This window comes from Flavobacterium sp. WC2421 (assembly GCF_040822115.1).
Taxonomy (GTDB): Bacteria; Bacteroidota; Bacteroidia; order Flavobacteriales; family Flavobacteriaceae; genus Flavobacterium.
Genome location: NZ_CP162004.1, coordinates 785,942 through 800,524 on the forward strand (window position 1 = coordinate 785,942; position 14,583 = coordinate 800,524).

At 34.3% G+C, this 14,583-nt stretch carries 13 protein-coding genes; 4 read left to right on the top strand and 9 right to left on the bottom strand.

Annotated elements, in window-relative coordinates:
• Positions 1-12 precede the first annotated feature (12 nt).
• The 8 genes from mgtE to AB3G33_RS03275 form a co-directional block, all read right to left on the bottom strand.
• Positions 13-1,422: a magnesium transporter gene (gene mgtE / locus AB3G33_RS03240; protein ID WP_367755933.1), complete on the bottom strand. Its 1,410-nt coding sequence runs from the start codon at positions 1,420-1,422 to the stop codon at positions 13-15.
• Positions 1,412-2,191 carry a 16S rRNA (adenine(1518)-N(6)/adenine(1519)-N(6))-dimethyltransferase RsmA gene (gene rsmA, locus AB3G33_RS03245; RefSeq protein WP_367755935.1) on the bottom strand — a complete coding sequence of 260 codons (780 nt, stop codon included), beginning with the start codon at positions 2,189-2,191 and terminating at the stop codon, positions 1,412-1,414. The genes mgtE and rsmA overlap by 11 nt, the downstream gene beginning before the upstream one ends.
• A 154-nt stretch (positions 2,192-2,345) precedes the next feature.
• On the bottom strand, positions 2,346-2,657 hold the full coding sequence (locus AB3G33_RS03250) for a DUF4286 family protein (RefSeq protein ID WP_367772561.1): 312 nt from the start codon (positions 2,655-2,657) through the stop codon (positions 2,346-2,348).
• Positions 2,658-2,718: 61 nt separating this feature from the next.
• Positions 2,719-4,497: a tetratricopeptide repeat protein gene (locus AB3G33_RS03255; RefSeq protein ID WP_367772563.1), complete on the bottom strand. Its 1,779-nt coding sequence runs from the start codon at positions 4,495-4,497 to the stop codon at positions 2,719-2,721.
• A 121-nt stretch (positions 4,498-4,618) separates the two neighbouring features.
• Entirely contained in the window at positions 4,619-5,890 is a 1,272-nt protein-coding gene (gene serS, locus AB3G33_RS03260) for a serine--tRNA ligase (RefSeq protein WP_367772565.1), read from the bottom strand.
• A gap of 197 nt (positions 5,891-6,087) precedes the next feature.
• Positions 6,088-6,627, bottom strand: coding sequence for a hypothetical protein (locus AB3G33_RS03265; protein ID WP_367772567.1), 540 nt, complete (start codon positions 6,625-6,627; stop codon positions 6,088-6,090).
• 93 nt (positions 6,628-6,720) lie between these two features.
• Positions 6,721-6,891, bottom strand: a complete 171-nt coding sequence (locus AB3G33_RS03270; protein WP_367772568.1) for a hypothetical protein — start codon at positions 6,889-6,891, stop codon at positions 6,721-6,723.
• Between the two features lie 158 nt (positions 6,892-7,049).
• On the bottom strand, positions 7,050-7,772 hold the full coding sequence (locus AB3G33_RS03275; RefSeq protein WP_367772570.1) for a hypothetical protein: 723 nt from the start codon (positions 7,770-7,772) through the stop codon (positions 7,050-7,052).
• A 322-nt stretch (positions 7,773-8,094) separates the two neighbouring features.
• On the opposite strand from AB3G33_RS03275, the gene metG reads away from it, so the two are divergent.
• The 4 genes from metG (at position 8,095) to AB3G33_RS03295 (ending at position 13,339) form a co-directional block, all read left to right on the top strand.
• Entirely contained in the window at positions 8,095-10,155 is a 2,061-nt protein-coding gene (metG, locus tag AB3G33_RS03280; RefSeq protein WP_367772571.1) for a methionine--tRNA ligase, read from the top strand.
• A 100-nt stretch (positions 10,156-10,255) separates the two neighbouring features.
• A complete protein-coding gene (locus AB3G33_RS03285; protein ID WP_367772572.1) occupies positions 10,256-11,167 on the top strand; it encodes a DMT family transporter in 912 nt (303 codons plus the stop codon).
• Positions 11,168-11,174: 7 nt separating this feature from the next.
• Positions 11,175-11,864, top strand: coding sequence for an HAD family hydrolase (locus AB3G33_RS03290; protein WP_367755952.1), 690 nt, complete (start codon positions 11,175-11,177; stop codon positions 11,862-11,864).
• Between the two features lie 218 nt (positions 11,865-12,082).
• Positions 12,083-13,339 (top strand): OmpA family protein, encoded by a 1,257-nt coding sequence (locus AB3G33_RS03295; protein WP_367772574.1) that lies wholly within the window; start codon positions 12,083-12,085, stop codon positions 13,337-13,339.
• A gap of 84 nt (positions 13,340-13,423) precedes the next feature.
• Here AB3G33_RS03295 and AB3G33_RS03300 read toward each other — a convergent pair whose 3' ends face one another.
• Positions 13,424-14,566: a cystathionine gamma-synthase gene (locus AB3G33_RS03300; protein WP_367772576.1), complete on the bottom strand. Its 1,143-nt coding sequence runs from the start codon at positions 14,564-14,566 to the stop codon at positions 13,424-13,426.
• Positions 14,567-14,583: the final 17 nt, after the last annotated feature.

Genomic DNA, 14,583 nt, shown 5'->3' on the forward strand with positions numbered 1-14,583 from the left:
TCAGTCTGGTTTTCATAATAACTTCCCTTTTAATAATAAGGAAGCAATTGTAAAATAAATAACCAAACCTGTCACATCTACCAAAGTTGCTACAAATGGTGCTGAAGATGTTGCAGGGTCTAATCTAAGTTTTTTTAATAAAAAAGGTATCATCGAGCCTGAAAGTGTTCCCCATAAAACTATAAATACTAATGAAATTGAAACCGTCATTGCAACCGCAACCCAATGAATACCATATTGATACAATCCCGTTTGTTGCCAAATCATTATTCTAATAAATCCTACAATCCCTAATATAGAACCCAATAAAAATCCTGAGGCAATTTCTTTTTTCATTACAAACCACCAGTCTTTGAGGTCTAATTCTTTCAACGCCATAGCACGAATAATCAAAGTGGCGGCTTGTGAACCAGAATTCCCCCCACTCGAAATGATAAGTGGAACAAACAGTGCCAAAACAACCGCTTTTTCGATTTCTCCTTCAAAAAATCCCATTGCCGAAGCGGTAAACATTTCTCCAACAAATAAAATTACCAACCAAGTGGCCCGTTTTTTGACCATTTCGAAAAGTCTTGTTTGCACATAGGGTAATTCAAGTGCTTCCAAACCACCAAATTTTTGAATATCTTCGGTATCCCTTTTTTCTATTTCGTCTTTTATGACATCAATCACATCATCAATCGTGATGCGACCTACCAAACGCCCCAATTCATCCACAACTGGAATAGCTTCGAGGTCGTATTTATCCATTATTCGGGCTACCTCAACATCAGCCATTTCAACACCTACATAATTCAGTTTTCGAATATAAAATTCGCTTATTGGCGTTTTGGTAGTTGGCGCCGTCAGCAAATCCTTCAGCGACAAACGTCCCTTGAGCTTATTGTCGTCATCAACAACGTAAATTGAATGTACTCTGGAAATATTTTCTGCCTGTATTCGCATTTCTTTTACGCAAGTCATCACGTTCCAATTCTCATTGACTTTTACCAATTCTTTGTGCATGATTCCACCCGCTGTATCCTCGTCATAACGCAATAAATCGACAATACTTTTGGCGTGTTCAATATCTTGAAGTTCCGATATTACCTCGGCTTTTCTATCCTTGGAAAGCTCTCCAATAATATCGGCCGCATCATTGGTTTCTAACTCATCGAGCTCCTCTGCAATTTCTTTCGAAGACAATCGGCTTAATATTTTCTCTCGTAAATCATCGTCCAATTCAAGGAGAATTTCGGCTGTTTTCTCACTGTCTAAAACTTGGAAAATATAGGTAGCTTCCTCGATGCTAACCTCATCCAGAATTTCTGCAAAATCAGCATGATGCATATCATTCAACAAAACTTCCAGTTGCTGGTTATTTTTTTCTTGAATAAGTTGTGCTATTTGCTGAATTAAGTCTTTACTGATTTTAAATTCCATCGGCTTCAATTTTTTGGGTCAATGCTATAAATTGTGCTACATCCAGCTGTTCTGGACGAAGATCAAAGATAGGATCTTCTCGTAAATTATCGGATAAGTTTAGCGTTTTTAAACTGTTACGTAATGTTTTACGACGTTGTTGAAAAGCGGTTTTCACTACCGTAAAAAATAACTTTTCGCCACAAGGCAAACTGTAATCTGCTTTTCTACGCAAACGCAACACCCCTGATTTTACTTTGGGTGGCGGAATAAAAACATTTTCGTCAACAGTAAATAAATATTCAGCATCATAAAATGCTTGCGCCAAAACTGATAATATTCCGTAGGCTTTTGTTCCTTTTTTTTCACAAATACGTTGCGCCACTTCTTTTTGGAACATCCCTGCAAATTCAGGAATTTGATCTCTCATTTCCAACGTTTTAAAAACAATTTGTGTCGATATATTGTACGGGAAATTCCCTATAATCGCAAATTGTTTGCCTTCAAAAACTTCATTGATATTGTATCTCAAGAAATCTTTTGAGATAATCTTGTCTTTTAATTTTGGATAATTTTCATCTAAGTAGGTAACAGATTCTGTATCAATCTCGATTACATACGTATTTATGGGCTTGTCTAACAAGTATTTTGTTAACACTCCCATTCCAGGTCCTATTTCTAATACATCATCATACCCTTCTAGGTTCAACGTATCAGCAATGTCTTTAGCAATGCTTTCGTCTTTCAAGAAATGTTGTCCGAGGTGTTTTTTGGCTTTTACTTTTTCCATGTTTTGTGTTTAAAGTTTAATGTTAAAGTTCCAAGTTTCCCAACTCAATACTTATTCCTTAAACTATTTTTTAAATTAGAGAAGATCATTTGCTTCCTCTAATGTAGCTACTAAATTCCTTTTTGATGCAGAAACACCTAAACTGAATACTTATTTAATGATCCGAAATCACTTCTAATTCTGTTCTAAAAGCCAGCATTTTGTCTCCAAATAATTTTGCTCCTTCTTCACGAAATCCAGGGGCATCTTCTTGGTAATATTTTTCTAATGTTTCTTTGCTGTCTGTAGTATATTGAGCCGAATAGGTAACTCCGCCCATTTCTTCCTCTATCAAAACGCGAACTAATCGAGCAGAAGAGAATTTCCCTGTGGCCAGAATTTCAGGTATGTGTTTGTGTTGCATCCAGATCATCCATTGATCGTGAACGCTTTCATGTATGTTTGTGGTAACGTTGTATATTATCATGTGTTAATTGGGTTAACTGGTTAATTGTTTAATCGGTTAACCAAATAACCGATTAACCTTTCTATAGATTTTTATCTCCTCTTAATCTTCTGAAGCTTTTTCTTGCTTCTACAAAATAAATACTGTCTTCATGACCAAAGAGTATTTTTTCATATAATGGCTTTGCCTTTTCGGGTTCGTTTATTTTTTTATTATAAATTTCTGCTGAAAAATACAGTGCTTCATCTATGTAAATTCCGTCACTATGATGGTCAATAATTGCTTGATATTGGCTTAAAGCCAAATTATAATCGGCTGTTTTTTCATAGATTTTACCCAATCGTAATAGCGTTACTGCTTCTATTTCCTGTCCTTTGAATTTTTGCAAAATGGACTGAAACTGTATAATCGCTTCCTGATTTCTATTTTGATACAACAAATAATCTCCTTTGGCAAATGCCGCTAATGCCGTTTGTGTCGAATCAGCAACAGTATTGTCATTAATCAACAAAAAATACTCCAGAGCATCATTAGCAATCAATTGTGTATTTGCCGATTTTAGTTCTTTGAACTGCTTCAACGCCCAAACGAAATCTGTTTTAAAATAACTCGTTTTTGCAGCTTTCAAACTGGCTTCGTGTGCCACAATATCATTCTTTAAATCCATTTCAATCTGTGAATAATAAATCAACGCTTGGTTGAATTTTTCTTCATACAGCAAAATATCTGCCAACTCCATTTTCACCTTCGCAACATCATAATCATTCAATTGTAATTCCAGTGCTTTTGCTATTATTACTCTTGCTTTTTCAGGGTTTTTCAAATTAAAAGCTACAAAATGCGCCTGAATCAATTGCAAAGATAAGGTAAAAGGTGTTATTTCATATTCTGTCAACAAACGCTCTAATTGTGAGTTGATTGCAGGAAAATCTCTTTCTTGGGCTTTAGCAATTTTTAATTTTATTATATACGAATGCGCTTGAACGAGCAACTCTATATCCTTAGTGTTTTCTATTACAAAACTCAACATTTCATTGGCAGTGGCTTCATCCTCTTCTTCAATGGCAAGCTGAATCAAACTAACAATATTAGCTAGCGATTCTGGATTGCGCTTATAAATGGCTTTTTCCTGAATAAATGCTTTTGAAAACTCTTTTTGTTGGACGTAATACCAACTCAAATACCGATTCCAAAATAGGTCTTGGCTTTTTTGAACTCTAAGAATTAATGCTTTTCGCAAAAGATTACTAAAATCAGCATCGCCATCGTCAGTAATGTACCGTGCTAATTGATTTTGTATCAATATCGAATTTTGAGGATTGGCTAAAGCTTCGTCAAGAAAGGTCGAAATCATCATTTCAGTATTTCCCATTTGCCCATAAAGCAGTCCTTTTTGATAATTAAAATTATAATTAGGAACGAGATCAGAAGCTATTTGATATGATTTTAAGGCATAGTCCAATAATACTTTCTTCTCAAATGAATTAGAAATCGCATATACTTCATTCGGGTTTTTCCGAATTCGGTCTAAGGCTAAATCGTAATTAATTTTAGCTTTATCCTCTTTTTTTTGGAGTTGGAAATTGTATCCTAATTCTACTAGAAGACTCCCTTGTTTGTATTTATCAAGGCGAGCTTGAATTGCTTTTTCGGCAATGTCGTATTGTTGTAACTGTTGGTAGCAATCTACAGTTCTCAGGAAATACTGCAAGTTTTGAGGTATGCTTTCCAGTAACTCTTCGTAACTTATTTTGGCTTTTTCAAAATCACCTTTGTCATAATAATACTGTGCCAATTGCTCGTTTTGAGAAAAACAAACTAATGAAAAAAACAAAGTGATATGTAGAAAGAGTTTTTTCATTATTAATTATAGTTTGTTTTGTCAAACATCAATTTTATAAACATATAAATCATATCAATTTTTGCATCACCTTCATTTTGGAATTTTTACAAAAACTGATATGACTTATATGTTACATTTTTTAATTTATAATATCAAAACCACAGTACGGACGCAATACCTCAGGTATTACAATTCCTTCTGGAGTTTGGTAATTTTCTAAAATTCCAGCCAATACTCTTGGCAAAGCCAATGAACTTCCGTTTAGTGTGTGTGCCAATTGGTTTTTTCCGTCTTTGTCTTTGAAACGTAATTTCAAACGATTGGCTTGAAAAGTCTCAAAATTAGAAACAGAAGAAATTTCTAACCAACGGTCTTGTGCTGTAGAAAAAACTTCAAAATCATAAGTCAAAGCCGATGTGAACCCCATATCGCCACCACAAAGGCGTAAAATTCTGTATGGTAATTTTAATTCGTTTAGAATTTCTTTTACGTGTTCCACCATTCCATCCAACGCTTTGTAAGAGTTGTCAGGATGCTCCACGCGTACAATTTCGACTTTATCAAATTGATGCAAACGATTCAATCCACGAACGTGTGCACCGTAAGAACCTGCTTCTCTTCGGAAACATGGTGTATATGCAGTTGTTAAAACTGGTAATTCGTTTTCGCTCAAGATTACATCTCTAAACAAATTCGTCACTGGAACCTCAGCCGTAGGAATTAAGTACAAATCATCCGTTTTGTCATGGTACATTTGCCCTTCTTTGTCTGGCAATTGCCCAGTTCCATATGCCGAAGCTTCGTTTACCATATGAGGAACTTGCACTTCATTGTAACCTGCTGCTGTGTTTTTGTCTAAAAAATAATTGATCAAAGCACGCTGTAATCTTGCCCCTTTACCTTTATAAACAGGAAATCCTGCACCCGTAATTTTTACTCCTAACTCAAAATCGATGATGTCGTATTTTTTTACCAATTCCCAGTGTGGTTGTGCACCTTCGTGTAAAACTGGGATCTCCCCTTCTTCAAAAACATTTAAGTTCTCTTCTGGCGTTTTTCCCACAGGAACAATATCAGCAGGAAGATTGGGTAAAGTATATAATTTTTCTAAAAGTGCGGCTGCAAACGCATCAGCTGATTCAGCCAAAACTTTGCTTTTTTCTTTTAGTAAAACTGTTTTTTCTTTTAGGATTGCGGCTTTTGATTTCTCTCCCGCTTTCATCAATTCACCAATGTCTTTGGATAATTTATTAGATTCAGATAAAATTCCGTCTAACTCCACTTGTGTAGCACGACGTTTTTCATCTAATTGAACAACTTCTTCAACAGCGCTAGTGGCATCCATATTTCTTTTTGCCAAAGCGGTGATTACTTTTTCTTGATTCTCTCTAATAAATGCGATTTGTAACATAGCTTGATTTTATTAATCTTCTTTTATATAATGGAAGCAAATTTAAGGAAATGTTTAATACTTACAGCGGAAAGTTTTAAGGAAATATTTTCGCAAAGAGGCACAAAGAAGACACAGAGATTTGCGAAGTTTTGCTAAATTTAGGGGCTTACCCTTTCGTTTTTTCTTTGTAATAATTTGCTAAATAATCTAAATCATTAAGCTCTTTTTATTTCGTGACCCACAAATTCCTCCAAAACAGCAAACATATCATCTACTGAAAGCACTTCTGTATCTGGATGGGATTTTAAAAAATTAGCGTTTAAAGTCACTAAATCTTCTTCGATTGTTGCAAATGATGGTGTGTTTAAAATATCTCTAGTAGGATTTACACCTTCTAGTTTTCCTTTTAGGAATTTATCTCGTTTTACACTGCTCATTAATTTAGCTTTCTTGCTTTGTAGTTGAAAAAACTCCAAGTGTTTCTCAGCACCAATCAAAGCCAAACCTTCCTCTACTAATTCGTTTAATTCTCTATTCCAGCCTGAATTGTAAACAAATTGAGCAAAATTCCCTTCGGTACATTGTGCATTATAATAATCTAAATAATAACTCATGATTGCATCTTCATGAATCAAATCGTCCTCCATTTTTTCCTCACGCATTAAGTTAATTACCGATATATTAGAATTGATTACATCTTGTGGGTTTTCGCTACCTACTGCCGTTTCTGAAATAATTATTTTACCAAATTCCATTTGTTTAATTTTTAAGGAGTGTGGAGCAAATTTCGGGTAAAATAGCGAGGAATGGAAATGTTTTTTTAGCTACTTGTTAATTAACGCTACTTGTTAATTGATCTCAGAATCGTTACTATTCTTTTGCTGATTCATTTTTGTAACTAAAGCTTTCAAACGTAAGGCACTTGCTTTTTTCTCCTCTTGAAGCTTGGCTTTTTTTCGATTTAGCAATTTGGTATGCAAAGCCTTGTTTTTAGTGTTTTTTTCGGGTCCTTTTGCCATGATATACAATCATCTTAAATTCTAGTTTGCAAATATAAAAAAAGCCACATTAAAAATGTGGCTTTACCTACTAATGTATTAAGTTCAAACTTAAATTGTTTAAACGTATTAAAAATAATTTAAGCACAAACTGCGAACTTGTGCCAAATTCACTAAAATTATTTACTAAAAAAGTATTCGTGTATATCAATTATCTCACTTCTTCCTATCTGAACTAAATCCCTAGTGTCTTTTAGAAAAATCCCTAGTGATCTTTCATTATATATAAATTTCATTTCGCTTGAATAATCAGTAACTACATACATATCACCAGACAACTCAAAGAAAGGAACAACAAGTTTGCCATTAACTTTCAAACCTTTATTTACAATTTTACCCTCAATTAATTTATTTTTAATTAAACTATTATCATTAATTCCAGAAGCAACTTTTACGTAAGAGGTCATCATTTTAACCCATTCGCTTTCATCAATTAAATACCATTTTACTTTATCAAAATTAACTCCATTTTCACTTACCCAACCATTACTAGTAAATCCGAACAAAACCTGTTTTTTACCATTTAAAACTGGTTTTTCTTGAGGTTGAAATTCCTGGATATTATATAAAATAACAGAAACAGAAGACATATCTTTCAATTTTTTACCATTAAAAGCCAATGTTTTTAATGAAAAACTAGTTAATTCAGGGTGGTTCTTTAATATCCATTGTGTTGCAGTTAGTTCAGCTTGTTCTTCCATTTGGTCAGCGGCAAATATACCCGCACCGATAGCAGCTAAACCAGCTACGGCTGCTAAAGCACCAGCGGCATTATTTTGAGCTTCTACTTTTTTAGGAAATAGTAATAGTACAATAATTAGTAATGTAATTAATTTTCTCATTTTACTTAAATTAGGTTTTTAATTAAAACAGCATTTTTTGCCACTCTAACTACAAACTTAATATAACTGAAATACAATCCTTTACGGTTTCCCACATTGGCATTCAAATTTCAAGTTAAGTAGAGATCCATAGCCCCGATTACTTCACTTAATTTCTATTTTTGCGGAGTACAGTGAACTTCATCTGCAGTGAAAATCCTTTCTCTTTTTCCTTTAAAAATAATAAGATTGCAACGGATAGCGGGACATCGAAGATTCAGCGGAGCTAAATAGCTACAAATAAAATTCTATTGCTTATTTTTGCACTCAATAAAATTGAATCATGATACAGAATCCAAAAAGATATACGATTACAGCAGCATTGCCTTATACGAACGGACCAATTCACATTGGCCATTTGGCGGGTGTTTATGTACCATCAGACATTTATTCTCGTTACTTGAGATTACAAGGAAGAGACGTTTTGTTTGTATGCGGAAGCGACGAGCACGGTGTGGCAATTTCTATGAAAGCGAAAAAAGAAGGAATTACTCCTCAAGAAGTAATTGATAAATATGATGGAATAATCCGTAAATCATTCTCTGATTTTGGAATTTCGTTTGATAATTACTCAAGAACTTCGGCTAAAATTCATCATGACACTGCTTCGGAATTTTTTAGAACATTATATGAAAAAGGTGATTTTATAGAACAAGTAACAGAGCAGTTGTATGATGCAAAAGCAGATCAGTTCTTGGCTGACCGTTTTGTAACTGGAACTTGCCCAAAATGTGGTAATGAAGAAGCATACGGTGACCAATGTGAGAAATGTGGTTCTACACTAAACGCAACGGATTTAATAAACCCAAAATCAACAATTACGGGAGAAACTCCTATTATGAAATCAACGAAACACTGGTTTTTACCTTTGGACCGTTACGAAGATTTCTTGAAAGAATGGATTCTTGTAGGACATAAAAACGACTGGAAACCTAATGTTTACGGACAAGTAAAATCGTGGATCGATGGCGGGCTTGAGCCTCGTGCAGTAACGCGTGACCTTGATTGGGGAATTGATGTTCCTGTTAAAGGTGCCGAAGGAAAAAAATTATATGTATGGTTTGATGCCCCAATTGGCTACATTTCTTCTACTAAAGAATGGGCTTTGCGCGAAGGAAAAGATTGGGAGCCTTACTGGAAAGATCAAGATACGAAATTGGTTCACTTTATAGGGAAAGACAATATTGTTTTTCATTGTATTATTTTCCCTGCGATGTTGAAAGCCGAAGGAAGCTATATTTTGCCAGACAATGTGCCAGCAAATGAGTTCCTGAACTTGGAAGGAAATAAATTATCGACTTCTAAAAACTGGGCAGTTTGGTTGCACGAATATTTGGAAGAATTCCCAAATCAGCAAGATGTTTTGCGTTATGCTTTGACATCAAATGCGCCAGAAACAAAAGATAATGACTTTACTTGGAAAGATTTTCAAGCAAGAAACAATAATGAATTGGTTGCCATTTTTGGAAACTTCATTAACCGCGTAGTCGTTTTGACTAATAAATATTACGAAGGAGTTGTTCCAAGCCCGAATACCTTATCAGAAGTGGATGAAGCAACTTTAACGGAATTGAAAGCCTATCCAGCAGTTATTTCAAGTTCTTTAGAGCGTTACCGTTTTAGAGAAGCGCTTGGAGAATTAATGAATGTGGCTCGTTTAGGAAATAAATATTTGGCCGACGAAGAGCCGTGGAAAGTGATAAAAACCGACGAAGGTCGTGTTCAAACTCAAATGTATGTAGCACTTCAAATTGCTGCGGCTTTGAGTTCACTTTGCGAACCGTTCTTGCCTTTTACAGCAACAAAATTATCACGAATATTGAAAATCGAAAGTCCGTTGAGTTGGAGTACAATTTCAGAAACTTCAGATTTAATTGCGGGTGGACACTTAATAGGTGAAGCAGAATTGCTTTTTGCAAAAATTGAAGACGAGAAAATTCAGAAACAAATTGACAAACTAGAAGCGACTAAAACCGCTAATACTGCCGAAAACAAAAAAGCAGAACCACAAAAAGAAGCGATTCAGTTTGACGATTTTGCCAAAATGGATATTCGTGTAGGAACGATCTTGGAAGCAGAGAAAATGCCAAAAGCCAACAAATTGTTGATTTTAAAAGTGGATACTGGAATAGATGTTCGCACGATTGTTTCAGGAATTGCAGAAAGCTTTAAACCGGAAGATATCATTGGAAAGAAAGTTACAGTTTTAGTGAATTTAGCTCCAAGAAACTTGCGTGGTGTAGAAAGCCAAGGAATGATTTTGATGTCTACTAATACTGAAGGAAAATTGGTTTTTGTAAATCCAGATACCGATGGTGTTGCAAATGGGGAGACGATAAATTAAGAAAAAAGAAAAGTGTATAAACACGAATTTCACTATTTTTCACCAACTACACTGTGTAAATTAGTGAAATTCGTGTTTATATTAGTTAATAGCAAAAAGAATGACCAATGCAAAACCAAGATTAGCTTTAGTTTTCGGGATACTTTGTATTTCGATTTTCCCTATATTGATTAAACTCAAGCTGGCTCCTGGGTTAATTTCTGCATTTTACAGGATGGCAATTGCTGTTTCTTTGTTATTACCTTATGTGCTTGTCACTAAAAAATTTAAATTACCTGAGAAAAAACACTTGATACTGGCAATCCTTTGTGGTGTTTTATTTGCTTCGGATGTTGCGGTTTGGAATATTGCCATTCAGGAATCAAGTGCAACCCAAGCTTCTTTATTGACCAATTTGTCACCGTTATGGGTGGGAATTATTTCTTATGTGTTTTTAAAAACCAAACCAGCTCTAAATTTTTGGATAGGAACTATAGTAGCCCTTTTTGGAATGGCGATGTTAGTGGGATTTAAATTCTTTCTGGAATTAGATTTTAACAATTCCTTTCTATTAGCTGTATTATCAGGAATTTTCTACTCCATCTATTTATTGGTTAGTAAAAAAGCACTGACTCATATAGATGTACTGTCCTTTATGACTATTAGTTTACTGGCATCCACTCTCTACTTAGCAGTAGTATGCATCTGGATGAATGAGCCTTTTTCTGGGTTTTCAAATTCGGGTTGGTTCGTTTTATTGATTCAAGCCGTTGTTTGTCAACTGATGGCTTGGTTATCGGTTAGTTACGCAACCCAACACATGCGTCCCACAAGAGTTTCGTTGAGTTTATTGGGTCAAGCAGTTCTCACCTCTATTTTAGCTTGGGCGTTTTTAGATGAGAAAATTACAATCAATATGGTAATTGGTGGTATGATTTTGCTTTTGGGTATCCGAATTACTTTTTACACGAAAACCTTTTCAATAAAAAATATATTTAATAAAACAAAAGAGGATACCTCTTTGATAGCATAAAAACAATATGAAAAATTTAAAAGTAATAGCCTTCGACGCAGATGACACTTTATTTATCAATGAAACCTATTTTGATGAAACCGAAAAGAAGTTTTGTGGTTTGATGGAAGATTATTTATCGCATCAAGGAATTTCGCAAGAACTGTTTAAAGTGGAAATTGATAATTTAAAAATGTATGGGTATGGCATAAAAGGATACATCCTTTCTATGATTGAAGCGGCAATGAGAATTTCTAACAATACCATTCCAATAGAAATTATCGAAAAAATCATACAGTACGGAAAGGAATTGATTGAGAAACCTATTGTTTTATTAGACGGAGTTGAAGAAACCTTGGAAGCTTTACATGGCAAATACAAACTAGTTGTAGCGACTAAAGGAGATTTATTAGATCAACGCAGAAAATTACACAATTCTGGATTAGGGAAATACTTTCATCATATAGAAGTCATGTCAGACAAACAAGAAGTGGACTATCTTGATTTGATTAAGCGATTGGAAATAAAACCAGAGGAATTCATTATGATAGGGAACTCTTTAAAATCAGATGTTTTACCTGTTTTAGCGATTGGCGGTTACGCTGTTCACATCCCGTTTCACACTACTTGGGCTCATGAAAAAATTGATTATAAGGTGGAGCATACTAATTTTAATGCCTTTATTAGAATTTCAGATGTTTTAAAGACCATTTTATAAATAAAAACGCGTCTTTTTATAACTTCCCTAACTAAATCAAGTCACAAAAATTAATGTTTAGCAATTTATATTCGCAAAAAAACAGGTAAAAAATTAGTAATAACCTAAGCATTCCCCGCAATTTACAGAATTAATGCTAATTATTACATAATTAACTGTTTGAAATTTCTTATTAAACATTATATCGTATTTTTGCCTAGAATTTAAAAATGAAAAAAATGAAAAAACTTATACTTACGTTGGTATTTGCTGCGGCATTTACAACAATGAGTGCTCAAACTGAGACAGAAAAGAGTACAAAAGAAGATTACAACAAATGGTCTATTGAATTGGCTGGTGGTGTTAACAAACCACAAAGACCTATGACTTCAGGTTATTTTACATCTACACCAAGTCCTTATGTAATTGATTTAGGAGCAAGATACATGTTTAATAACAAATTTGGTTTGAAAGCTGACTTTGGTTACAACAGTTTTGAAGGACAAAATAGTTCTAAAGACTTTAGTACTAAGTACTACAGAGTTGACTTACAAGCAGTAGCTAACTTAGGAAGAATCATGAGTTTCGAAACTTGGACTAATACAATTGGTTTATTAGGTCACGCTGGTTTTGGTTTAGCTCAATTAGAAGACCAAAACTCTGCTGTAAAAGACAGAATGGGTAACTTTATGGCTGGTGTAACTGGACAAATTAAATTATCTAACAGAGTATCATTAACAGGTGATTTTACAACTATTCTTAATGCTGCACAAGATCACACATTTGATGCTGCAACATTTCGTCCTCACCAAGGATTTCAAGGAATTCTTTTCAACGGTACAGTTGGTTTAACAGTTTACTTAGGTAAAAATGTAAAACATGCTGACTGGGTTATTGACAATGAAGATCGTTTAGACGGAATTGACGCAAAAATTGCTGCAATCGAGAACAAAATGCTTGATACTGACAATGATGGTGTAGCTGATTATTTAGATCAAGAGCCTAACACTGCTGCAGGTGCTTTAGTTAACACTAAAGGTGTATCAGTTGACGCAAACAACAATAATGTTCCAGATGACGTAGAAAACTACATCATGAAGAACTATACAAGTAAAACTGACAAATCTCCAATGTTAAGCAACAATGAATTAATCAAAAGCTTAATTAATGGTGGCTATGTTGCTACTTATTTTGATTTTAACAAATCTACACCAACAAATGTTTCTACAGAAGGTATCGATTTTATCTTAACTTACTTAAGAAACAATCCTACAGCTTCAGTTGATATTATTGGTCATGCTGACGAAATTGGAAGATCTGCTTACAATGATAAATTATCTAATGCAAGAGCTGCTAAAGTGAAAAGCATTTTATTAAAAGCTAATGTTGACGCTTCAAGATTGAACGTTATCGCAGCTGGTGAAGATAATTCAGTTGATAAAGATTCAGAATTAGCTAGAAAACTAGTAAGAAAAGTTACTTTCAGAATAAAATAATTTATTCTTAAATAAAATAAAAGCCCAAATCTAAAATTTAGATTTGGGGCTTTTTATTTATAAATAACCTGTAATAAGAGGCTTTTATGCTAATGCATTCTTTAAGTCTTCCAATAAATCTTCAATATCTTCTACACCTACACTTAAACGCACTAAATCATCAGTAATACCAACTGCGGCACGTTTATCTTCAGGAATCGATGCATGTGTCATTAAAGCAGGATGATTTGCCAATGATTCAACTCCTCCTAAAGATTCTGCCAAAGTAAATAGTTTAACTTTTTCCAAGAAATCAATTGAATCTTCTTTTTTACCTGAAACAAAATCAAAAGAAACCATTCCGCCAAAACCACTCATTTGCTTTTTAGCAATTTCATGAAACGGATAACTTGGTAGTCCTGTGTAATAGACTGTTTTTACTTTTGGATGATTATTTAAAAATTCAGCCACTTTTTCTCCGTTTTCACAATGCCTCTGCATTCTTAAGTGCAACGTTTTTATTCCCCTTAGAACTAAAAAGCTATCCATTGGCCCAAGAGTAGCACCTGTCGCAAATTGCTGAAAGTGCAATTGCTTCCCCAGTTCAGCTGTTTTAGTAATCAAAGCCCCAGCCACTACATCAGAATGTCCAGCAAGGTATTTTGTAGCCGAATGCATTACCACATCGGCACCTAAATCCAATGGACGTTGCAAATAAGGTGTAGCAAAAGTATTGTCTACTGCAAATAGAATATTATTAGCCTTAGTAATTTTTGCTATTGCAGCAATATCGGCTAATTTCATTAATGGATTTGTAGGTGTTTCAACCCAAATCATTTTAGTGTTTTCGTTAATTAATGATGTAACATTCTTCAAATCATTCATATCAACATAATGAAACTTAATTCCTGAATTATGATATATTTTAGTAAACATTCTATACGTACCTCCATATAAATCGTCCATTGTAATAATTTCGTCACCCGCTTTAAAAGAACGCAACAAACAATCAGTAGCTGCTAATCCAGATGAAAAAGCCAATCCTTTTGCTCCATTTTCAATACTTGCTAATGCTTCCTCTAAAGCTGATCTTGTAGGATTTGCAGATCTACTATATACATAATCACCAATTGGTTTGCCTGGGCTTGTTTGTGCATATGTCGAAGTTTGAAAAATGGGTGGCATAACTGCTCCAGTTGACGGATCATGATGTTGCCCTCCATGTATTGTTTTTGTATTGAATTTCATATCTTTAAATTTTACTG

What these genes read in the sequence shown, in the direction of transcription:
- mgtE (WP_367755933.1), bottom strand. Translation starts at nt 1,422, where the DNA reads ATGGAATTTAAAATCAGTAAAGACTTAATTCAGCAAATAGCACAACTT.
- rsmA (WP_367755935.1), bottom strand. Translation starts at nt 2,191, where the DNA reads ATGGAAAAAGTAAAAGCCAAAAAACACCTCGGACAACATTTCTTGAAA.
- AB3G33_RS03250 (WP_367772561.1), bottom strand. Translation starts at nt 2,657, where the DNA reads ATGATAATATACAACGTTACCACAAACATACATGAAAGCGTTCACGAT.
- AB3G33_RS03255 (WP_367772563.1), bottom strand. Translation starts at nt 4,497, where the DNA reads ATGAAAAAACTCTTTCTACATATCACTTTGTTTTTTTCATTAGTTTGT.
- serS (WP_367772565.1), bottom strand. Translation starts at nt 5,890, where the DNA reads ATGTTACAAATCGCATTTATTAGAGAGAATCAAGAAAAAGTAATCACC.
- AB3G33_RS03265 (WP_367772567.1), bottom strand. Translation starts at nt 6,627, where the DNA reads ATGGAATTTGGTAAAATAATTATTTCAGAAACGGCAGTAGGTAGCGAA.
- AB3G33_RS03270 (WP_367772568.1), bottom strand. Translation starts at nt 6,891, where the DNA reads ATGGCAAAAGGACCCGAAAAAAACACTAAAAACAAGGCTTTGCATACC.
- AB3G33_RS03275 (WP_367772570.1), bottom strand. Translation starts at nt 7,772, where the DNA reads ATGAGAAAATTAATTACATTACTAATTATTGTACTATTACTATTTCCT.
- metG (WP_367772571.1), top strand. Translation starts at nt 8,095, where the DNA reads ATGATACAGAATCCAAAAAGATATACGATTACAGCAGCATTGCCTTAT.
- AB3G33_RS03285 (WP_367772572.1), top strand. Translation starts at nt 10,256, where the DNA reads ATGACCAATGCAAAACCAAGATTAGCTTTAGTTTTCGGGATACTTTGT.
- AB3G33_RS03290 (WP_367755952.1), top strand. Translation starts at nt 11,175, where the DNA reads ATGAAAAATTTAAAAGTAATAGCCTTCGACGCAGATGACACTTTATTT.
- AB3G33_RS03295 (WP_367772574.1), top strand. Translation starts at nt 12,083, where the DNA reads ATGAAAAAACTTATACTTACGTTGGTATTTGCTGCGGCATTTACAACA.
- AB3G33_RS03300 (WP_367772576.1), bottom strand. Translation starts at nt 14,566, where the DNA reads ATGAAATTCAATACAAAAACAATACATGGAGGGCAACATCATGATCCG.